The sequence below is a fragment of the Flavobacterium sp. KBS0721 genome (genome assembly GCF_002007065.3).
Classification (GTDB): domain Bacteria; phylum Bacteroidota; class Bacteroidia; order Flavobacteriales; family Flavobacteriaceae; genus Flavobacterium; species Flavobacterium piscis.
On sequence record NZ_CP042170.1, the window covers coordinates 2,694,163 to 2,717,625 of the forward strand.

The 23,463-nt window shown below is 32.8% G+C and carries 15 protein-coding genes; 11 read left to right on the forward strand and 4 right to left on the reverse strand.

Annotated features, from left to right (window positions below; all coding sequences use genetic code 11):
* The first annotated feature begins 506 nt into the window (after positions 1-506).
* From B0M43_RS11845 to B0M43_RS11855, 3 genes are all read left to right on the forward strand, one after another.
* The gene (locus B0M43_RS11845; protein ID WP_246860225.1) at positions 507-1,322 is read left to right on the forward strand and encodes a hypothetical protein; all 816 of its coding nucleotides are present in this window, start codon (positions 507-509) and stop codon (positions 1,320-1,322) included.
* Positions 1,323-1,704: 382 nt separating this feature from the next.
* A complete protein-coding gene (locus B0M43_RS11850; protein ID WP_065447968.1) occupies positions 1,705-2,967 on the forward strand; it encodes a pyridoxal phosphate-dependent aminotransferase family protein in 1,263 nt (420 codons plus the stop codon).
* 114 nt (positions 2,968-3,081) lie between these two features.
* Positions 3,082-3,561, forward strand: a complete 480-nt coding sequence (locus B0M43_RS11855) for a hypothetical protein (RefSeq protein WP_065447809.1) — start codon at positions 3,082-3,084, stop codon at positions 3,559-3,561.
* Between the two features lie 83 nt (positions 3,562-3,644).
* Here the strand turns inward: B0M43_RS11855 and B0M43_RS11860 are convergent, their stop codons facing one another.
* Genes B0M43_RS11860 through B0M43_RS11870 form a run of 3 tightly spaced genes read right to left on the reverse strand, consistent with a single transcriptional unit; the run spans position 3,645 to position 6,031 of the window.
* On the reverse strand, positions 3,645-3,824 hold the full coding sequence (locus tag B0M43_RS11860; protein ID WP_168199936.1) for a hypothetical protein: 180 nt from the start codon (positions 3,822-3,824) through the stop codon (positions 3,645-3,647).
* Positions 3,825-3,882: 58 nt separating this feature from the next.
* The gene (locus tag B0M43_RS11865; protein WP_078008194.1) at positions 3,883-5,001 is read right to left on the reverse strand and encodes a GTP cyclohydrolase; all 1,119 of its coding nucleotides are present in this window, start codon (positions 4,999-5,001) and stop codon (positions 3,883-3,885) included.
* A gap of 52 nt (positions 5,002-5,053) precedes the next feature.
* Positions 5,054-6,031, reverse strand: a complete 978-nt coding sequence (locus B0M43_RS11870) for a transporter (protein ID WP_065447812.1) — start codon at positions 6,029-6,031, stop codon at positions 5,054-5,056.
* 89 nt (positions 6,032-6,120) lie between these two features.
* On the opposite strand from B0M43_RS11870, the gene B0M43_RS11875 reads away from it, so the two are divergent.
* The 6 genes from B0M43_RS11875 (at position 6,121) to B0M43_RS11900 (ending at position 14,140) form a co-directional block, all read left to right on the forward strand.
* Positions 6,121-6,441: a DUF4834 family protein gene (locus B0M43_RS11875; protein ID WP_078008193.1), complete on the forward strand. Its 321-nt coding sequence runs from the start codon at positions 6,121-6,123 to the stop codon at positions 6,439-6,441.
* A gap of 51 nt (positions 6,442-6,492) precedes the next feature.
* Positions 6,493-8,952 (forward strand): YfhO family protein, encoded by a 2,460-nt coding sequence (locus tag B0M43_RS11880; RefSeq protein WP_078008192.1) that lies wholly within the window; start codon positions 6,493-6,495, stop codon positions 8,950-8,952.
* Between the two features lie 62 nt (positions 8,953-9,014).
* Complete coding sequence (locus B0M43_RS11885; RefSeq protein ID WP_078008191.1) at positions 9,015-10,298, forward strand: glycosyltransferase family 4 protein; 1,284 nt, start codon at positions 9,015-9,017, stop codon at positions 10,296-10,298.
* Between the two features lie 82 nt (positions 10,299-10,380).
* Positions 10,381-11,850 (forward strand): lipopolysaccharide biosynthesis protein, encoded by a 1,470-nt coding sequence (locus tag B0M43_RS11890; protein ID WP_065447815.1) that lies wholly within the window; start codon positions 10,381-10,383, stop codon positions 11,848-11,850.
* Positions 11,851-11,945: 95 nt separating this feature from the next.
* On the forward strand, positions 11,946-13,598 hold the full coding sequence (locus B0M43_RS11895; protein WP_078008190.1) for a mechanosensitive ion channel family protein: 1,653 nt from the start codon (positions 11,946-11,948) through the stop codon (positions 13,596-13,598).
* A gap of 152 nt (positions 13,599-13,750) precedes the next feature.
* Positions 13,751-14,140 (forward strand): hypothetical protein, encoded by a 390-nt coding sequence (locus B0M43_RS11900; protein WP_243397543.1) that lies wholly within the window; start codon positions 13,751-13,753, stop codon positions 14,138-14,140.
* A 160-nt stretch (positions 14,141-14,300) separates the two neighbouring features.
* Here the strand turns inward: B0M43_RS11900 and uvrA are convergent, their stop codons facing one another.
* Positions 14,301-17,096 carry an excinuclease ABC subunit UvrA gene (gene uvrA, locus B0M43_RS11905; RefSeq protein WP_078008189.1) on the reverse strand — a complete coding sequence of 932 codons (2,796 nt, stop codon included), beginning with the start codon at positions 17,094-17,096 and terminating at the stop codon, positions 14,301-14,303.
* A 247-nt stretch (positions 17,097-17,343) separates the two neighbouring features.
* Here uvrA and B0M43_RS11910 point away from each other — a divergent pair, with 247 nt between their 5' ends.
* Positions 17,344-20,145 (forward strand): triple tyrosine motif-containing protein, encoded by a 2,802-nt coding sequence (locus B0M43_RS11910; RefSeq protein WP_246860226.1) that lies wholly within the window; start codon positions 17,344-17,346, stop codon positions 20,143-20,145.
* Positions 20,146-20,386: 241 nt separating this feature from the next.
* Entirely contained in the window at positions 20,387-23,458 is a 3,072-nt protein-coding gene (locus B0M43_RS11915) for a TonB-dependent receptor (RefSeq protein WP_078008187.1), read from the forward strand.
* Positions 23,459-23,463 lie beyond the last annotated feature (5 nt).

Consider the following 23,463-nt stretch of genomic DNA (forward strand, 5'->3'; position numbering starts at 1 on the left):
AAAAATGCACTTAAAGATTATTATATTCTTTCGGTGCATTTTTAGTGCTTAAAAGGGCTTAAGCTTTTCTGAAATATTTTTAATCTTGTTAAAAAATGAAATACCCAACTAAAATAAGCGTGCTAAAAAGCTGGATAATAGTTTGTTTTTTTAATTTTCTGATAGCCTCACTTATGGGGTTGTTGATGCGTTTTCTTTACTTATTTCCTGTAGCAAGTGTCAACTACAGCTTTTTGCTACACGCTCATTCTCATGTGGCTATGTTGGGGTGGACTTATTTGATGATTTATGTTTTAATCGTTTACTTTTTTATTCCAAAACATAAGAGCATTAAACCAATTTACAATCAATTATTTTGGCTTACTGAATTTTCGGTAATAGGTATGATGATTGCTTTTCCTGTTCAGGGTTATGCCTTGTTTTCTATCCTATTTTCGACATTACATATTTTATTAAGTTATATTTTTTGTTGGCTCGTGTGGCGGGATTGCTGTAAAGGCAAAAGAATGAACAAAAAGATATTATTAGCAGCCATTTTGTTCATGATATTTTCTACTATCGGAATTTGGTGCTTAGGCCCAATAATAAGTTTAGTGGGTAAACAGAGCGTTTTTTACCAAATTGCAATTCAGTTTTTTCTTCACTTTCAATTCAACGGGTGGTTTCTATTTGCTGTTTTGGCTCTGTTTTTAAAGCAATTTAAAAATGAAGTAGAAAAAAGTCGTTTTAAAGTGTTTTTTATATTGCTTATCGTCTCAACAATTGCAACCGTTGCATTTCCGGTAAGTTGGTATGTAAAGAATAGTTTAATAGGTTATAGTAATGGTATTGGTGTAGTGTTACAGCTTTTTGCTTTTTTGTATTTTTATAAAATGCTAAAGCCGCAAGTTTTTGGTTTTAAAGCTGCTTTGAGTGGTACGGCAAAAATGGTATATTGTTTAGCGATTTGTTCCTTATTTCTTAAAATTATTTTTCAGTTAATGCTTCTTGTTCCTGATATAGCTTCATCTTCGCACCAAATTAGAGGACTTGTAATTGGTTTTATTCATTTAACTACTTTAGGAATTATTACAGGATTTTTGTTTGGAATTTTATTTCAGAATAAATTACTTTCAGGTAAGTCGACTTTAATTCGGTCAGGAGTAAAATGTTTTGTTTTGGGCTATATTTTTACAGAGATATTATTGTTTCTTCAGGGAGCGCTTTTTTATTTTAATAAAGGAGTATTGTCATGGTATTATGAAGCTATTTTTGTAACAAGTGTATTGATTGTTGCAGGTTTGATTTTGATGATTATATCAGAACTTAAAATAAAAAAATAAGGGCGATTAATTAAAATCACCCTTACTCTTACTAATGAATCAATCTATTTAAATGCGTAATTTTTAGTTTATGGTTGTTGTTAATTGTTGCTAAATAATATTTGATTAAAATCAATTTTGATTTGTTTTTAATACACAGTAAAAGTAAGTGGTGAATTGGTCTTTTATAATGATAAAAATCATGTTACATAAAATATTCCATTAAATTTAAATTAAGCTTAATTCTAAATCAGTATATACTCAGGAAGTGTTATAAATAAATAGGGTTTGATAGTTGCAATCTGATTATTTTTAATAAAAATAAGAGGCAAACTCGATTTTAGAATAATAATCATTATTTTTGCACCCTGTTAAAAGAAAATTATTACTTCAAAATATATTTATGGTAAAAGATTTATTCGAAAGAATTCAGAACAATAAAGGACCACTAGGAAAATGGGCTTCACAAGCTGAGGGGTATTTTGTATTCCCTAAATTAGAAGGGGAACTTGGTCCAAGAATGAAATTTGGCGGAAAAGATATTTTAAATTGGAGTTTGAATGACTATTTAGGTCTTGCGAATCATCCAGAGGTTCGTCAGGCAGATATTGATGCTGCAACTCAGTTTGGTGCAGCTTACCCAATGGGAGCCCGTATGATGTCAGGACATACTAAATATCATGAGCAATTAGAAAACGAATTAGCTGAGTTTGTAATGAAACCGGCTGCATATTTATTGAATTTTGGTTATCAGGGAATGGTGTCTATTATTGATGCTTTGGTGACTAAAAATGACATTATAGTTTACGATGTAGATTCTCACGCTTGTATCATTGATGGTGTTCGTTTGCATATGGGTAAACGTTTTACTTACAAGCACAATGATCTTGAAAGTATGGAGAAAAACCTGCAGCGTGCTACCAAAATGGCAACAGAAACAGGCGGAGGTATTTTATTTATTACCGAAGGTGTTTTTGGAATGAGAGGGCAACAAGGTAAATTAAAAGAAATTGTTGCTTTAAAAGAAAAATATAATTTCCGTTTATTAGTAGATGATGCACACGGTTTTGGAACTCTTGGTAAAACAGGAGCCGGAGCAGGTGAGGAGCAGGGAGTTCAGGATGGTATTGATGTTTACTTTTCGACTTTTGCAAAATCAATGGCAAATATTGGTGCTTTTGTAGCTGCTGATCAGGATATTATTGATTATTTAAAATATAATTTACGTTCTCAGATGTTTGCAAAAGCATTACCAATGATTCAAACAATTGGTTCTTTGAAACGTTTAGAATTATTGCGTAATCATCCTGAATTGAAAGATAAACTTTGGGAAAATGTAAATGCATTACAAAACGGTTTGCGTTCAAGAAACTTTAATATTGGAGATACAAACACTTGCGTAACACCTGTTTATTTACAAGGAAGTGTTCCGGAAGCAATGGTGATGGTAAATGATTTAAGAGAAAACTACGGTATTTTCTTATCGATTGTAATTTATCCGGTAATCCCGAAAGGAATTATTTTGTTGAGAATGATTCCAACAACTTCACATACTCTAGCTGATATCGATGAAACGTTAACAGCATTTGAAGCGATTCGTGAAAAATTGGAAAACGGTACTTACAAAGAAATTGCAAGCAGAACTACAGTAGATTTAGACGCTTAATTTCTTAAAATAGATTCCTAATATGGGAATTATGTAAAAAAATCCATTCGTTATGCGAATGGATTTTTTTTATTTACAGTAATTTTATATCAACTAATTATTAAAACAAAAAACATGAAGAAAATACTAGCCTTTACCATTATTACTTTAAGTGTTTTTGCTTCTTGTAAAAAAGATCAAGTTGCAGAACCGGTAGAAATTACACCAAAAGCACCAAAAGAAGCCCAAATTGTTGAGTCATCAGGAGATCAATGTTATGCGTCTACAGGTGCCAGTAAAATTGAACTGAGTTACAATGTAAACTCACATCAGGAAGTAAATGGAAAATTAAGCTATAATATAGCAGGAAAGGATAAAAATGAAGGAACTTTGATAGGGAATATGAAAGGTGATACGCTAATTGCGGATTATACTTTTATGTCAGAAGGTGTTTCATCTATCAGAGAAGTTGCTTTTATTGAAAGAGAAGGAATTCTTTATGAAGGATATGGTGATGTTGTAGAAGCAAATGGTAAAGTTTCTTTTAAAGATAAAAAACTACTAAAATTTGATCAAAAAAATACATTAACAAAAGTTGATTGTAAAGCAGAATAAGCTTTTTATTCTGCTATTATTTAAAAAAAAATCCATTCTTTGGGGAGAATGGATTTTTTAATTTTTATACTATTGCTGTGATTTTAATTGATCGATATAATCACTTGAATTGCCGTTCCAATAACATTTTTTGCATCGGACATTTGCAAACTCATGCTGGCAATTTTTATATCCGTACAATGCACTTGCGCATTCAGGACATAAATGTTCCATGGCAGAAGATTGTTTATAAAATTCACTTTTGCATTCACTACAAATTCCAATGGTTAACATTTACTATTTTTAATGTTTAAACTGAAAACTGCTAATGAGAATTGAATACTAAAGATATTTCAGGTATGTTTTTCTCTGGCAATGAATTTTTGGATCAAAATTCTTCCATAACAAATGTATGGCGGTGTTTTCGGCTAATTCAGGAGTTCTGATGCAATTTTGAATTCCTTTTTCTGAGAACGTTCTATAATATTCATCAAAAATAATGGCTGTAACTCCCTTGTTTTGGTAATCAGGATGAACTCCAATAAGGTAAAAAACAACGTCTTTACTTTGTTTTCTTGCTTTTAATAAGTGGATAAATCCAAAAGGGAATAGCTTTCCTTTTGCTTTTTGCAAAGCCTCAGAAAAACTAGGCATTACAATGCTAAAAGCAACAAGTTTATCGTCTTTATCTACCACAAATTTAATATACTCGGGATTGATAAAGCTGATGTATTTCTTCTTAAAATATTCTTTCTGAACATCTGATATCGCTACGAAAGAAGCCAGTTTAGCATACGATTCATTAAACAAATCAAACATTTTATCCACATGTGGCATAATGTCTTTTGTCTTGGTAAATGTTAATGATCTTAGACAGTATCTTTTTTTGATTAATTCCTGTGCTTTCAGAAAAAATTCAGGTTTAACATTCGAAAAAGGAAAAATACTTTCAATATATTCCTTTTCTACCTGAAAACCCAATTGTTCAAAATGAGTGACATAATAAGGATTATTGTACCAGGTGATCATGGTTCCCATTTGGTCGTAACCTTCTGTAAGAACACCAACTTTGTCCAGGTTAGAAAAACCCATTGGTCCTTCGGCATGTTCCAGCTGATGTTGTCTTCCTAACTCGTATACTTTTTCTAATAAGGCCTTTGTTACTTCGATATCATCGATAACATCAAACCATCCAAAACGTACTTTTCTTTTGTGCTGATTATTTACCTCAGACCAGTTGATGATTGCTGTAATTCTTCCAACAATTTGATTGTCTTTGTATGCCAGATAAAAATAGGCTTCGGCGTTTTCAAAAGCAGGATTTTTTGTTTTATCAAAAGATTCTAATTCGTCTGCAATAATAGGAGGAACCCAATACGGATTGTCTTTATAGAGAGAAAACGGAAATTTGACATAATCAGTTAGTTCCTTTTTTGTTTTGGCTTCTTTAATTGTAATCATCAAGATTCAGTATGTAAATTGTCTCTTTATAGAGAGAAGTTGTTATTAAAATTTATTCGTATTTCGATTTACGCTTTCTTTCTTTTGCCTGATAATCGATTTCTCTTTGTTCCATCTGGTTATCCTTGTTCTTTTTTGCTTTTTCTCTGCCTTTAAACTCCATTTGCTTTTCTTTATAACTTCCGTCATAACGCCATGAAACACCAACTCCTCCGTATAATACCGAAGGTGTATTTTTGAAATTGGTACTAACAGAAGCATCAACCTGAAGATTAGAATTGATTAAGTAAGCAGCTCCGCCACGAACAATTGCATCGCTATAGAAATCGCTTTTGTAGCCTTGATTTTCAACAAAACCAGACCATTTGTCATTAAATCCGTGGGTTAATGTTAACACATAACCATAACTAGGATAGTCTGTTGTAATATAATCGGCAATAATATTGGTTACAAAAACCCATTTTCCTCCTCCAAATAAATTTTGCGTAATCAAAGCCACTTTAGGGGATATAGCAGATTGCGGCGAAAAGTAATATGGATTATCAGCACCCGTAAAATTGGCTCCTGCAAAAATAGAAACTGCTGGAATTAATTCGCGCCAGTTAAAACTATGATTGGCTTTGTAGCTATAAATATTAGCCTCTTTTTTGTAGTTTTGATAAGGATCGTAAATTAAATATTTTGCTCCTAAAACGGTTTGCCTGAAATTATTCTTTTTGTAACTGGTGTATGGAGTATCAAAATTTTCCATTTGGTATTGTATGTCCAGAATAAGCTCTAATTTTTCTAAAAACGCACCATAGCGCAAAGTTAAATCTGTACCAAAACCGCTTGCATCATAATCTAATAAATCATGTTTTTCTTTGATGCCGTAAACACCCAATTCTGCCTGAATTACAGATTTCCCTACTGCGTATGCAGACATTGTTTCGCCAGGGCGATTAGAGTTAATAACATCAGTATATTGCGCAAAAAATAATTGAGGAACAAAACAAAGAGCTGCAATAAATAAGTTTTTATTTTTTAACATAAATGTGTTTTTGGATTAAAAAGTAATAACGCATTTCAAATGTACTATATTTTATTATTTATTTAAGATTGATATTTTAATTTTAAACAATGGATTTATTAATTTTGGAAAAAAATTATATGATCATGCAAGAAGCATCTTTTACAAATTTGTTTAAAACGATAATGTGGATTATTGCGTTTTATTATATTTTTAAATTTTTAGCCAAAATCTTTTTACCTGTTTTGGTGAAAAAAGCGGTTGAAAAAGCAGGGGAGAATTTTCAGAGACAACAACAATATAGTCAGGGAACTACATGGCAAAAAACACCTATCAATAATGATGAAATCATTATTGATACGGCCAATGCAAAAAAACCGCGCGAAACCAAAAAGGTGGGCGATTATGTTGATTACGAAGAAATAGATTAAGTTTGCGTCCTAGAGTTATAGGATGCATCATTTAACCCAAACCAGTCTAAATTGAAAATAGTAAATAAGTTCTATCCGCATGCCCTTGTTATATTGGGCTTTATTATCGTTTCTTTAATTTATTTTTACCCGGTTTTACAGGGAAAACAAATCTTCCAATCGGATATTGCTCAATATACCGGAATGGCTAAAGAGCAAAATGATTTTAGAGCGACAGAGCATTCTGAGCCTTATTGGACCAATTCAGCATTTGGTGGTATGCCAACCTATCAGTTGGGAGCAAATTATCCTAACGATTTTATAGGACATTTAGACGATATTTTACGTTTTTTACCTCGTCCTGCAGATTATCTGTTTTTATATTTCTTAGGTTTCTATGGCTTATTATTGGTTTTAAAAACCGATCCCTTAAAAGCATTTATTGGAGCAATTGCGTTCGGTTTTTCGACGTATTTAATTATTATTCTGGGAGTTGGTCATAATGCAAAAGCGCACGCGATTGCTTATATGCCGCTTGTTATTGCCGGATTTATACTGGTTTTTCAGAAAAAATATATTTGGGGAGGTTTGCTCACCATGTTTGCGGTTGCATTAGAAATTAATGCCAACCACTTTCAAATGACCTATTATTTATTGATTTTCTTATTGATATTGTCGGGTTATTTTGCTTTTAATTTTATCAAAGAAAAAGAATACAAGCCTCTTTTAACAGCGATTGGAGTTTTGGCTGTAGCAGGAATTTTTGCCATTGGCGCCAATTCTACCAATTTAATGGCAACTAGCGAGTATGCTAAATTTAGTACTCGTAGTAACAGCGAATTGACTTTTAATCCGGATGGATTTAAAAAAACAAACGAAAATGCTTTAAGCCGCGAATATATTACAGAATACAGTTACGGAATTCCTGAAAGTTTTAATCTAATTGCACCTAGACTTTTTGGAGGTTCTAATCATGAAAATGTAGGAACAGATAGCCGTATGTATTCGTTTATGATCGAACAAGGAGTTCCATCAGAGCAAGCTCAGGACTTTGTGTCCGGAATGCCAACGTATTGGGGAGACCAGCCTATTGTTGCAGCTCCGGCATATATTGGGGTTGTGGTTTTCTTTTTAGGAGTTTTGGCATTATTTATTGATGATAGAAAAATAAAATACGTATTCCTTTCAGGTGCATTAGTAGCATTGGTACTTTCATGGGGTAAAAACTTCTCTTTATTGACAGACTTTTTTATCGATTACGTGCCTATGTACGATAAGTTTAGAGCGGTTTCATCTATTCAGGTTATTCTTGAATTGTGTTTTCCTGTTTTGGCTATTATGGGATTGCAGTCTTTCTTTAAAGCAAAAGATGAACCTAAATTACAACAGAAAGCCCTTGTGCAAACGGGTGTTTTTGGTATTGGGATAATTATAATTTTAGTATTTGCTAAAAGCATGTTTCACTTTACAGGAAGCAGCGATAATTATTTCTTAGAAAGCTACGGACCAGCTTTTGTTGATGCCTTAAAAGAGGATAGAATGACGCTGTATTCTGCAGATTTATTACGTTCAGGCTTTTTTATAGTATTGACTTTTGGAATTTTATGGTTATTCATTAAAAATAAATTGGCTCAAAATACAACTTTGATTATTGTTGGTCTTTTAATGATTTTCGATTTGTTTTTTGTCGATAAAAAGTATGTTTCGGCTAAAGATTTTGTGAGTCCTGCTCAAATTGCGGCTCCGTTTCAGGAAACGCCATCTGATGCTCAGATTTTAAAAGACACAACACATTACAGGGTTTTTGAAGTAAATGGTAATATGTCCAGCGCTCGTGCTTCTTATTTCCACCATTCTTTAGGAGGATATCATGCAGCAAAACCTAGAAGAATGCAGCAGTTATTCGACTATCAGATTGCAAAAAACAATATGGAAGTTTTGGATATGCTGAATGTAAAGTATATCATTCAAACCGATAAAGAAGGAAAAGAATTTCCAACGATAAACCCAAATACAAACGGAAATGCCTGGTTCGTCAGTACTGTAAAATTAGTAAATAAGCCCGATGATGTGATGAAGGCTTTGGATCATATCGATACTAAAAAAGTAGCCGTTTTTAATGTTCGTGAACACGAAGGTAAATTTAGAAGCGCCCGTTTAAAGAAACCTTGGGATACAACAGGAACTATTAAAGTAGTAGAGTACAAACCAAATTATATCAAATACAAGTCTGATAATAAGAAAGATGGTTTAGCGGTATTCTCTGAAATATATTATAAAAATGGATGGAATGCGTATATTGATGGTGAGTTAACAACACATTTTCCGGTTGATTACGTTTTACGAGCAATGGAAGTTCCTGGCGGACAACATACTATTGAGTTTAAATTTGAACCTCAGGTTGTAAAAACAGGAAGTATCATAACTTTAGCCAGTTCAATTGGAATGTTATTGTTGCTGATTGGCGGAGTTTATTTCGAAAAATTCTACCGCAAAGATTCACAAAAAATTCACGGAGATACTCAAAAATAATCTTAAAAGCTTTGTGAAACTTGGCGAACGCTTTATGAATCTCTGTGAAACTAAATGATCGAATGGAACAAAAAAAACTCTTAATCATTACTTATTATTTTCCGCCTGCCGGAGGTCCGGGAGTACAGCGTTGGTTAAAATTTGTAAAATATTTACCTGAATTTGATATTCAGCCCATTGTTTACATTCCTGAAAATCCGACATATCCAATAATTGATGAAGGTTTGGTAAGCCAAGTCTCTGATAAAGCGATTGTTCTTAAAAATAAAATATGGGAGCCTTACCAATTGGCATCCATTTTTTCGAAGAATAAAACCAAAAAAATCAGCTCCGGAATTTTTCCTCATAAGAAAAAACAAACTTTCCTGGATAAAACATTTCTTTGGATTCGGGGAAATCTTTTTATTCCCGATGCCCGTGTTTTTTGGGTAAAACCTTCAGTGGCTTATCTGGAGAAATATATCAAGGAAAATAATATTGATACCATTGTAACTTCGGGACCACCACACAGTTTGCATTTGATAGGTTTAGAATTAAAAGAAAAACTAAATGTAAAATGGTTTGCTGACTTTCGCGATCCGTGGACAACAATTGGCTATCATAAAGCTTTGCGTTTATCTACTTATGCTGCTAAAAAACATAAAAGCTTAGAATATAAAGTGCTTAATACTGCAGATACTATTATTGTAACGAGTAAAACTACCAAAACCGAATTTCAGTCTATTACCAATAAACCAATTTCGGTAATTACCAATGGTTACGATATCGAAAATGTAGAAAAACAGACTTTAGATACCAAATTTACTTTGGCACATATTGGTTCGTTTTTATCTGACAGAAACCCAAAATTTTTATGGGAATGTTTGGTAGAATTGCTTCATGAAATACCTGATTTTAAATCGCATTTAGAAATTAAACTGATAGGAGCAGTAAGTCAGGAAGTTTTAGATAGTATTAAGGAATTTAATCTGAATGATTATTTGAACCTTTTGGGATATGTTTCGCATCACGAAGCCATTGCACATCAAAAAAAATCGCAGGTTTTACTTTTAATCGAGATTAATTCTGAAGATACTAAAAGTATTATTCCTGGTAAATTGTTTGAATATATGGTCTCTAACCGACCAATAATTGCTATTGGTCCAAACGGATCAGATTTTGCCGATATCATTAAAGAGACCAATACAGGAGTATTTTTTGATTATTCTGAAAAGGCGAAGTTAAAAAGTGTAATTTTGGACTTTTACAATCAATTTTTGGAAGGGAAATTACAATCTCATGGTGTTGGTTTACAACAATATTCGAGAAAAAGCCTTACAAAGCAATTGGCACAATTGATCAAATAAAAAACATTCATAATTTCAAAAATAAAAAGAGAGCAGAAAATCAAAAATCTAAACTCTACAATCTAAACTCTGCAATCTGAACATGGGTATTGTTTTAAATCAGTCTTTCAAAAATACAATTATTACTTATATAGGTTTCGCTATTGGAGCCATCAACACACTTTATTTATACCCGGTTTATTTAGGTGCAACTTATTACGCATTAACAAATTACATTTTATCAGCAGCAAATGTTATTATGCCATTATTTGCGATTGGCATGCAAAACACCCTGGTTAAATTTTATTCGCAATATAAAACCGAAGAAGAAAGGGAAGAGTTTTTATCGTTTACAGCCTTGTTTCCAATACTAATGTGTATTCCGCTAGGGATTATTGGTGTTTTTTTCTTTGATGATATTACAGCATTTGTAACTAAGAAAAATCCTGTTGTAAAGGAGTTTATGCTTCTGATTCCTTTTATTGGGATTTGTATGGCGTATTTTGAAATTTTCTATGCCTGGGCGAGAGTGCATATGCATTCTGTTTTTGGAAATTTTATTAAAGAAGTCGGGTTAAGATTATTTTCGACTTTTGCTTTGGTAGGTTTGTACCTTAACTGGATCTCGCTTATTCAGTTTGTATATGTAACAGCAGGAATTTATTTTGTAGCCTTTATAGTTACTATGTTTTATGCTTTTTACATTAAGAGACCTAAGTTTCAAATCAATATTCCTCAGAACGTAAAAGATGTAATGGAATATACTTTCTTCATTATTTTGTCGGGAAGTGTTGCCAATTTACTTTTAGATGGAGATAAACTGATGCTGAACCAATATATGAAGATTGAGAATATTGCTTATTACTCAGTTGCTACTTATATTGCTTTGGTAATTTCTGTTCCAAGCCGTGCGATGCATCAAATTGTATATCCAATTACGGCTAAATTGATGCATGAAAACAAACACGATGAGTTAAATCAGCTTTACAAAAAGACCTCAATAAATCTACAAATGGTAGGTGGTTTTGTCATGTTGTGCATATTTGTAAATATCAGCCAGTTATACGAATTGGTTCCTAAAGAATATAGTGGAGGAATCGCCGTTGTATTTATGATTGGATTATCGAAGTATTTTGATTTAATTTTAGGAAACAATAATGCCATTATTTTTAATACTAAATATTACCGAATGGTGCTGTATTTAGGACTGTTATTGGTGTTTTTGACCATTGTATTAAACATGATCTTTATCCCGATTTTCGGAATCTTTGGTTCTGCTTTTGCTACTTTATTGTCTATTACTTTATATAGTTTGGCAAAGCTTCTTTTTGTGGTAAAAAAACTTCATCTATATCCGTTTACCAAACAAACGGTATATTCGATGTTGCTTACACTGGCTTTGTTTTTACTGTTTTATTTCTGGGAATTTCCTTTTTATCAATTAATTAGTATTGCTTTAAAATCTATTTTGGTAACTATTTTATATGTTTACTTAAATTACAGGTTTAATATTTCTCCCGATATTAATAAAGTGATCGATATGCTTTTACGAAAGATTGGAATTAAAATTTAGTACGATTTTATTGAGAAAATAAAAAGTAATTTAAATTTAAATCTATTTTGTTTTTATATTTGTTAGAAGGATAACCCATTTATTTCTAACAAGATATGAAAAAGAAATTACTTTGTTTTTTAGTGTTTTTTATTGTTTTGTTTTCTTCATTGGTTTTTGCTCAAAAAGACAGTTTACAAACTTCAAAAAAAGTTGCACCTGAATTAAAACAAAAAGGATATCCTGTAAATCCATTTAAGGATACACTTTTTTATGTTTATAATAAAGTTGGTTCTTTTTCTGCCGAAAACAGGGCAAATGCCATTACCGAAAAAATCAGAAAACTATATGAAGATTCTTTTTTTGAAGAAGATTCTATTCTCGTTGTTCCCTCTGATATTTCAAAAGACATCGTATATAAAAATGACTTCATCATTATGTCAATTTTGGATATTGATGCAAAAGCTGAAAATCAAAGCACCGAATTTATTGCCAAACGAAATTTAAACGCAATAAAAAAAGCAGTTCTTTATCAAAACGAGAATTATTCGATGCTGCCTAAAAGACTTGGATACACTGCCTTGCTGATTCTTATTATTGGAGTAATTTTATATTTTGTGGGTAAAATATTTAATAGGATACGCTTGCATATTCTTAAAAATAGTGATAAATATTTTAAAGGTTTTACTTATAACAATATCAGTATTCTTTCGCCACAAAAGCAACAGTCATTATTGATGCGATTGTATAGCATTGTAAAAGGTTTTACATTGGTTTTGATTGTTTATTTTTCACTGCCATTATTGTTTAGTATTTTTCCGGCTACAGAAGCATATACAACAACATTATTACGATGGATTCTTACGCCTGCAAAATTGGCTGTCATGGGATTTATTGATTTTTTACCAAGCTTTGTTACAATCGTAGTAATTGTTTTCATTTTTAAATATACCATAAAAGTGATCCGTTTCTTTTTTGATGAGATAAAAAAAGAGAATATAAAAATTGATGGCTTTTATAGTGATTGGGCAATGCCTACATTTAATATCATCAGGTTTCTATTGCTGGCGTTCATGGTTGTTATTATATTCCCGTATTTGCCGGGATCAGACTCTCCAATTTTCAAAGGTGTTTCTGTTTTTGTTGGAATTTTATTTTCATTAGGTTCGTCAAATGCTATTGCCAATATGGTAGCTGGATTGGTTATTACCTATATGCGCCCGTTTAAAATAGGTGATTTTATAAAAATAGGAGATGTAAGCGGAGAAGTGATAGAGAAAACAGCTTTAGTTACCCGAATAAGAACACCAAAATTTGAAGATATTACGATACCAAATGCCACTGTGTTATCGAGTATCTCTACCAATTATTCCTCTAATACAAAACAGGTTAACAACGGTTTGTTAATTCATACTGTTGTTTCAATTGGTTATGATGTGCCCTGGAAAGACATTCATAAAGCTTTGATTGAAGCTGCATTAAAAACGGACATGATCGAGCAGACTCCATCGCCTTTTGTGTTGCAAACCAGCCTGGATGACTTTTATGTTTCCTATCAAATTAATGTATATACGAAACACCCTACAAAGCAACCAATGATCTATTCCTCATTGCATCAAAATATTCAGGATTCATTTAATGCTGCCGGAATCGAAATTATGTCACCGCATTATAATGCTGTACGCGACGGAAATAATACTACTATTCCTGAAAGTTACTTAAAAAATGATTATGAAGCACCTTCTTTTAGTATTAAGAATAAAAGCTAACAAATTGATAATGTACTACTAATCTTAAAAATTTAACACTAATTTATTTTGAAGTTAATTTTATAAAAATTAACTTTAGCTAAGAATTTAGCAACACTTTCCTTAATAGGGTAAAAAAGATCTCATTTAAGACAATAAAAGTGTGTGTTATTATGTTTATTAAGTTGGATTACTACGCTGAAAATGTTAAAAAGCGTGGAGTAATTTTTGCAGTATTTGGATTAATTTTTTACTTAATGATTATGAAGAACAATGGACTTAGTCAGGAGCAGAGCTTACAAGTGTTTTCTAATATGATATCAAACAAAGTTCATAACGGATTCACATTAGAAGAAAGAAATGATGAATTCCTTTTTGCAGTCCTTTCAAAAGGCGGAAAAGTAGTAAATCATGGTTTAAATTTCATTATTTTTTGTCTAACCTTAGGATTGTGGTCATTTGCATGGCTGTACTTGACAATTGAGGCATCAAAACAAAAAAAAGTATTAGTTGCCATCGATGAAGATGGTTTCCCCTTTGAAGAACGATGTTTAGTAGCTTAACAAATTTAAATCACAAAAAATTAAAAAATTCCAAATTCCAATATGATTAATAAGATCATTGGAATTTGGAATTTTTATTTGTTGTATAATTAAAGTACTGAAAAGAGTGCAAATTGAAAACTTAGCACCTTAGTAACTTAGCATCTTAGTGTCTTTTTTTTTATAATTTATCCTTTAAATAAATTCCCGTAACCGATTTTTTTTCTTTCGCAACCTCTTCAGGAGTTCCTGTAGCCAATAAATGTCCTCCATTTTCTCCGCCTTCGGGACCTAAATCGATAATCCAGTCAGCGCATTTTATAAGATCAAGATTGTGTTCGATGACAATTATAGAATGTCCTTTTTCTATTAATGCATCAAAAGAAGCTAATAACTTTTTGATATCATGAAAATGTAAACCCGTTGTAGGTTCATCAAAAACAAATAAAGCCTTGTCTTTTGTTGCTCCTTTTACTAAAAACGAAGCCAGTTTAATACGTTGCGCTTCTCCACCGGAAAGAGTAGAAGAAGACTGACCTAATTGCACATAACCTAAACCAACATCTTGCAATGGCTGAAGTTTCTGGGTAATTTTTGCTTGTTTATTTTTATCGAAAAAGGCAATAGCGTCATCGATAGTCATGGTTAGAATATCGTTGATGTTTTTATCATCGAAAGTGATTTCTAAAATTTCTTTTTTAAATCTTTTTCCTCCACAAGTTTCACACGGCAGCGATACATCGGCCATAAAGACCATCTCGACGTTTATTGAGCCTTCTCCTTTACAGGTTTCGCAACGACCTCCATCAACATTAAAAGAAAAATGTTTGGCCTGATAACCTCTTATTTTAGATAATTTTTCTTTGGCATATAAATCACGAATATCATCATACGCTTTGATGTATGTTACAGGATTTGATCTTGAGCTTCTTCCAATCGGGTTTTGATCAACATATTCGATATGTTTGATCTGTGAAAATGAACCTTTTATATCACTGAACTGACCTGCTTTTTCAGCTGCATTTTCCAGTTTTTTCTGCATGGCCGGAAATAAGATCTTCTTAATCAAAGTACTTTTTCCACTTCCTGAAACTCCGGTAATCACCGTTAGAACATCAAGAGGAAAAGTAACATTAATATTTTTTAAGTTGTTTTCTCTCGCACCAACAATATCAATATGATTTTTGAATTTTCGTCTCTTTTTAGGAACCGAAATCTCTAAATCTCCATTAAGATATTTCGCAGTTAACGAATCCGATTTTAGAATTTCATCATAAGTTCCCTGAGCAACGAGATGACCTCCAAAAGTTCCTGCTTCGGGACCAATATCAATAATCATATCTGCAGCTTTCATGATATCTTCATCGTGTTCTACAACAATAACGGTATTGCCCAGATCACGAAGCGATAATAAGACTTTGATCAATCGTTCAGAATCTTTAGGATGCAAACCAATACTTGGCTCGTCAAGAATATACATTGAACCAACTAAACTACTACCTAACGAAGTAGCCAGATTAATACGCTGCGATTCTCCACCGGAAAGTGTTGCAGAATTTCTGTTTAAAGTCAGATAATCTAAGCCAACTTCGGTTAAAAATGATAAACGGTTGTTGATTTCGACCATCAAACGTTTTGCAATTTGCTGTTCGTAAACATCTAAATCAATGTTTTTGAAAAAAGTAACCAAATGTTTAATAGGCAAATCGACTAAATCAGAAACCGTTTTACCGTTGATTTTTACATAAGAAGCCTCTTCGCGTAAACGTTTTCCGCGACAGGCATGACATTTTGTTTTTCCGCGGTAACGGGATAACATTACTCGATTTTGAATTTTATAATTTTTTTCTTCAAGTTCTTTAAAGAATCCGTTCAAGCCTTGAAAATAACTGTTTCCTTTCCAGATCAGGTCCTTTTGATCTTCGGTGAGTTCGAAATAAGGTTTATGAATAGGAAAATCAAATTTATAAGCGTGTTTTATCAATTCGTCTTTATACCAGCTCATGCTGTCTCCTCGCCATGGATAAATAGCATTTTCAAAAACAGATAAGGAAGTATTTGGTACTACTAAATCGGCATCAATGCCAATAATATTTCCGTAACCTTCGCAAACCGGACACGCGCCGTATGGATTATTAAAACTAAATAAATGAACGTTGGGTTCTAAGAACGTAATGCCGTCCAATTCAAAATTATTCGAATACGTAAATCTTTTATCTGAGCCTACTTCCTGAAGGTAACAAATTCCTTTACCCTCAAAAAAAGCAGTTTGTACAGCATCGGCCAAACGATTATAAAACTCTTCTTCGTCCTTAACTACAATTCTGTCAATAATCAATAAGATATCTTTATTGTCTAATTTATGAATTTCTGTAGGTGTAAATTCATCTAAACGAACCATTTCGTTATCTACCAGAACACGGGCAAAACCTTGTTGCAGCAATACTTTTAGCTTGTCTTCGAGTTTCCTTCCTTCTTCAAGATGAATAGGAGACAGAAGCATCCATTTGCTGTCCGGTTCCATACTTTTTACATCTGAAACAACATCAGTAACGGTGTTTTTTTTGACTTCGAGTCCGGAAATCGGAGAAAAAGTACGACCAATTCTTGCGAAAAGAAGCTTCATGTAATCGTAGATTTCAGTCGAAGTTCCTACAGTCGATCGTGCGTTCGTTGTATTTACTTTTTGTTCAATAGCAATTGCAGGAGCAATACCTTTTATATATTCTACTTTTGGCTTGTCTAATCGTCCAAGAAACTGACGCGCGTAAGAGGATAAACTCTCTACATAACGGCGTTGTCCTTCGGCATACAAAGTATCGAAAGCTAAGCTTGATTTACCTGATCCTGAAAGACCTGTGATGACAACAAGTTTGTTTCTGGGAATAGCGACATCTACATTTTTTAAATTATGTACCTGTGCTCCTTTAATTATAATATTATGTTTTGGGTCGAGTGTAGAAAGATCAATCTGCATACAAAAAGTCAATTTTTACAAAAGTAATCAATTTTGAATTGAGTTTTGTTAATGCCATTGTTCCAAATTTTAACATAATTCCCATTGTTAGAGAATGTAAACAATAAGAAAACAGTTTGTATAATTTATTTTCAGGGTTGAAGTAGATTGGGACGCAATATATTTTCTTGATTAAAAATTTGTAGTTTCATTGTAAAATAAGCTATTTTAGAACTGTTTTAATAATAATTTAATACAATGGCTCAATTTGAAAACTAAATGTACTTTGCTGCTTTTTTCGATCAGTTTTCTCTTGTTTTCGCAGGAGTTTCCGCCCATCATCAAGTATTCATCTTCAGTGTACGGTGCCGGAAATCAAAGTTGGATGATTTCTCAGGACGATCAAAACTATTTGTATTTTGCCAACAATGAAGGTCTTTTAGAATATAATGGTACAAATTGGCAATTATATCCTACGCCCAATGAAACCATAATGCGATCTGTAAAAGTAATTGGAAATAAAATTTTCACCGGCTGTTATATGAATTTTGGCTACTGGACAAGGCAAACAAATGGTAAACTAAAATATACTTCGCTCAGCGATACCATCAAAAATAAAATTTTAGATGATGAACAATTTTGGAATATTCTAAAATACGATCAGTGGATTTTATTTCAATCCTTAAATCGAATTTATATTTATGATACCAAAACCGGAAAATTTAAAATCATTGCGCCAAAAAATGGCGTTGTTAAATCATTCGCAAATAAAAATGCCATTTATTTCCAAACAATAAATGAAGGACTTTTTGAAATAGAAAGTGGTAAAGCCAAATTAGTATCGGATAATCCTATTCTTAAAAAATTCACGATGGTAAATATATTTACCACAGAAGATGGTTTACTAATTCAGACACAACTGGATGGTATTTATAAATTATCAGGAAGTACTCTAACACGTTTTACAACAGATGTAGATGCTGAACTAAAATCAAGTTTTGTATATAGCAGTCAGCTTCTCGAAGACGGAAGTTTTGCTTTGGGTACAGTTTCGAACGGGATTTTTATTTTGTCAGATACAGGAAAGATGAAATATCATATTTCGCAAAGCAAAGGGCTGAGCAATAATACTGCTTTATCTCTTTTTGAAGATAAGGATCGCAATTTATGGGCGGGCCTTGATAACGGAATCAATTGTATCAATATCAACTCTCCTGTACACAGCTTTACAGATGATACCGGAGTTTTGGGAACGGTATATGCCTCGGCTACTTTTAATGGTTTGCTGTATGTAGGAACCAATCAGGGATTGTTTTACAAAAATATTCAAAGCAACTCTGAGTTTAAATTTATAAACGGAACAAAAGGTCAGGTTTGGTCACTTTTTGTATATGATAATACGCTTTTTTGCGGGCACGACTCAGGAACTTTTATTATAGCGAACGATTCGGCAAGAAGTATATTTTCTGCTTCGGGAACCTGGAAATTCGAACCTGTTCCCAATGCCAAGAACAAATTACTTCAGGGGAATTATTACGGAATTGCGGTTTTAGAAAAAGTAAACAATCAGTGGATTTTTAAAAATAAAATTCAGGGTTTTGATTATTCGTCGCGTTATTTTGAAATCACCAAGAATTTTGATGTTTATGTAAGTCATGAATACAAAGGAATTTTTAGATTAAAACTAGATCAGACTTTATCAAAAACAAAGGGATTTTACACTTATAAATCTCCTGAAAAAGGTAAAAATGCGAGTTTAGTCAAATTTAATAATGCTATTTATTATGCATACAAAGACGGAATTTTTAAATTAAATCCAACTACAAAACTATTTGAAAAAGATGCTGTATTAAGTTCAATTTTCGAAAAAGACGAATATACATCCGGAAAGTTAATCGTAGACAATTCGAACAAAATCTGGCTGTTTTCTAAAAACTATATTCATTATTTTTCTGCCAGTAAGTTAAGCAATCAGTTAAAACAGAATATCATCCCTATTCCTTCTTCTTTGACCAATTCGATGTTGGGATTCGAGAACATTACACAAATTTCGAAATCGACTTATTTAATAGGTACAACTGATGGTTATTATACATTGAATATTGAAGATTTAAGCTTTAAAAACTATACTGTATTCATTACTGATATTACCATTAATAAACAAAATGAAACTTTAAGGAATGTTGCAATTCAGAGCGAAGGAGAATTTAAGTCAAATGAAAACAACATCACTTTAAACTACACAGTTCCGGAATATAATAAGTACATCAACTCAGAATATCAGTATTTACTAGAAGGTTTTCAGAACGATTGGAGCGAATGGAGTACAAAGGCTACAGTGAATTTTAAAAACCTGGCACCGGGCAAATATACCTTTAAAGTAAGGGCAAAGTATGCCAATACCATTTTGCAAAATACAGCCACCTATACATTTGTGGTTTTAAAACCCTGGTATTTGACAAATTTGGCTTGGTTTATTTATTTTCTTCTCATGATGGTTTTGGCCTATTTTGTAAATAAAGCGTATCGCAATTACTATCATAAGCAAAAAGAGAAGTTAATAGAAGAAAATAATCTTTTACTGGAGATTAAAGAACTTGAAAATGAGCAGCAATTAATGAAGCTTAGAAACGAGCAGCTTTCTCAGGATGTTGACAATAAAAACAGAGAGCTGGCAGTATCGACCATGAGTTTAAACAGTAAGAATGAATTATTAGCCTTTATTAAGGAAGATTTAAAAAAGACCAATCAAAACGATAGCAGTAATATCAAATCGGTCATAAGTACAATAAATAAAAATATCACCGAAGAAGATTCATGGAACGTTTTTAAAGAGGCTTTTGATAATGCTGATAAGGATTTTCTAAAAAGAATTAAACAACTCCATCCTATACTTACTCCAAACGATCTGCGTCTTTGTGCCTATTTGCGTTTGAATCTATCATCAAAAGAAATCGCTCCTTTATTTAATATTTCTGTTCGAAGCGTAGAGATTAAAAGGTATCGTTTGCGTAAAAAAATGGATTTGCAGCACGAAAACGGTTTAGTCGAATACATTCTGGCTGTATAGTACATCAAAAAACAGACTAAAAAAACTATACATTACCTCAACATTAACGATTTGTTGTGATTTAACAGTATTTATGTTAAAGAAATTAACATTCGTAAATTATAGTTAAATAAGGGTGTATTTTGAGATATATTAAATTTGACTAGGTTTTTTTTATGATGTATGTTTTTTGTTGAGGTTAAAATTATCGTTTTCCTAAATGGATAAGATAAATTTATCTTTCAATAAAAACTAACTAATTATGAAATCTAGATTATTACTAACCGTACTAATACTGTTTACATCTTATGCGTTCTCGCAGTCTTTTGATGTAAGCGGTACAGTATCAGATGGCTCAGGTTTATCGCTACCGGGTGTAAATGTAAAAGTTAAAAATTCCTCACAAAGTACAACCACAGACTTTGATGGATCTTTTAAATTATCAGGAGTTCCTAAAGGAACTATCATTGTTTTAAGTTATATAGGTTTTAAAACGCAGGAAATTGCGGTTTCAGGAACCAAAATAACAGTTAAAATGATTGACGATGCCAGATCGCTTGATGAAGTTGTTGTATTAGGATACAGCAGTAAAAAGAAGAGAGATGTTACTGGAGCAGTTACTGTTGTATCCAGTAAAACGATTGAAGATCTACATCCGCTTAAGGTAGAACAAGCTCTGCAGGGAACAGTTGCAGGTGTAAGCGTTACGGCACAATCGGGTTCTCCGGGCGCAGCACTGAATATCAATATTAGGGGTGTTGCCACAAACGGAAATAATGCAGCTACGGTATTTATAGATGGGTATCAGGGAGACTTGAGTATTTTAAATCCAAGTGATATCGAATCGATAACGGTTCTTAAAGATGCACAGGCGGCCGTTTACGGAGTATTAGGAGCTAACGGAATTGTGTTGGTAACAACAAAAACGGGTAAAAAGAATTCTAAAACCAAAGTTTCTTTCAACTCTTCTTTTGGTACACAGGAAACAAGTAGAAAAATGTCGGTGTTAAATGCGACAGAATATGCATTGCTACTAAACGAAAGTTATGCTAATGGAGGACAAACATTGCCTTATCCTAATGTTTCGGGATTAGGAAAAGGAACAGATTGGCAAAAAGAAATTTTCAATTCAGCTCCGGTTATTAATAATGATATAGCCATCTCCGGAGGTTCAGATAAAATTACTTATTCATTAAGCGGGTCAGATTTAAGTCAGCAAGGTATTATTGGAGGTCCAAAATCTGATTTTAAAAGAAATACTGCAAGACTCTCTTTAGGAGCCGATTTATCGAGTAAGATAAAATTGCAAACCAATATTATTTATACCTACCTCGACAGAGATTCATTGAACGAAAACGGTTTAGGTTCAGTACTTTTTAATGCGATCAATACGCCATCGATTTTGCCGGTTCGTGATCAAAACGGAAATTATACTTTAGTTCCCAGTGCACCTGGTTATGGGGTGGAAATTATCAATCCATTGGCACAGATAGAAAATACGTATAATGATTATAAGTTGAGAAAACTAAACGGAAACGTGAGCTTTATTTATGACATTACCAAAGAGTTTAAATTTACATCACGTATTGGTTTCAATAGCGGAAATAGCATTAGCAAAAACTTTTCCAAGCAAGTAAGCTACGGCGGAAAAGTGTTTGATGTTACGCGAAGCAGTGTTACTCAAAATACTGTAAACGATAATGATTATACGCTTGATCTTATTGCAGAATACAAAAAGACACTTTTTGGAAATCACAATCTTAAAGCAATTCTGGTATCTACAGTTTATAAATCCTGGGGTTCCGGACTTGGCGCTACAGGTTATGATGTTCCTAATAATTCATGGAAATATGCCGATATAAGTCTGGCAAAAGGAACAAGTCCTGCTGGTGGCCGTGATGTATCGTCGTACGGTTATGATGAAAGAAGAGTTTCTTATGCAGGTATTTTAGAATATGATTTTAAAGGAAAATATCTTTTAAGCGGAGTGATCAGAAGAGATTCATCAACTAAATTCGGCCCGGAAAACAGAGTTGCTTTCTTTCCTTCATTTACGGCAGGATGGGTAGTTTCTGAAGAATCATTTTTAAAAGATAATAGCATTTTAAATTTCTTAAAATTCAGATTAAGTTACGGAGTTTTAGGAAATGACCAGATACGCCCTAATGGTTATACCGGATTATTAAACGGAGAAGCAACTTATGTATATAATGGAGCACTGATAAACGGAACAGCAATTGGAGGATTACCAAACCCTAAATTACAATGGGAAGAAGCTAAAAAGTTCGACGTAGGGGTTGATTTTAGATTATTCAATGATAAACTGGATTTTACAGCAGATTATTTTATAGATACACGAGATAAATTATTGATTCCAAAAATTCCGGTATCAGGTATAACAGGAGTTTATGCTCCTGGAGCTTCTTCGCCAACTATGAATGCAGGTTCTGTACGTAACAAAGGATTCGAGTTTGCTGTTAATTATAAAGACAAGATATCTGATAATTTTAATTTTAATATCGGATATAACATCACTACAATCGATAACGAAGTTTTGGAAGTAGCCAATAGTACCGGTTATACAGATGCAGGTGGTTTTGGTGTTGGACAGCCGCTTCTTCCTTCAAGAATGGAAAAAGGATTGCCTATTGGATATTTTTACGGATATAAAACAGACGGAATTTTCCAGAATCAGGCCGAAATTGCAGCTCATCCATCACAGGCAGCTTTAGGAGCAGCTACAGCTCCGGGAGATATTCGTTTTAAAGATATAAACGGAGATAATGTAATAGACAGTAAAGACAGAGCGTATATTGGAGACCCGGTTCCGAGTGTAATAATGGGATTAAATGTTACTCTTAACTACAAAAATCTTGATTTTCTGGCCTATGCTTATGCTTCGATAGGAAATGATATGGTGAGAAACTACGAGCGTACCCTTACAGATGTAAACAGATCCAATTATGTTTTAGGAAGATGGACCGGAGAAGGTACGAGTAACACAGTGCCAAGAGTGACAACCGGAGCTACTAATAACAACCTTTTTTCTGATTATTACGTAGAAGATGCCTCTTTCGTAAGAATTCAAAACGTACAATTGGGGTACACATTAAACAAAACATTCTCGGATAAAATCGGGATTTCAAAATTACGTTTGTATGTAGGTGTAAACAATTTGTACACTTTTACTAAATACAAAGGTTTTGATCCGGCTGCTATCACAGGGCCAACAAATGACGATAATATTTCGCAATCGTCTGTAGGATCAGGAATCGATAACGGGTTTTATCCAACGCCAAGGATTTATACAATGGGACTAAATCTAAATTTTTAAAAAAC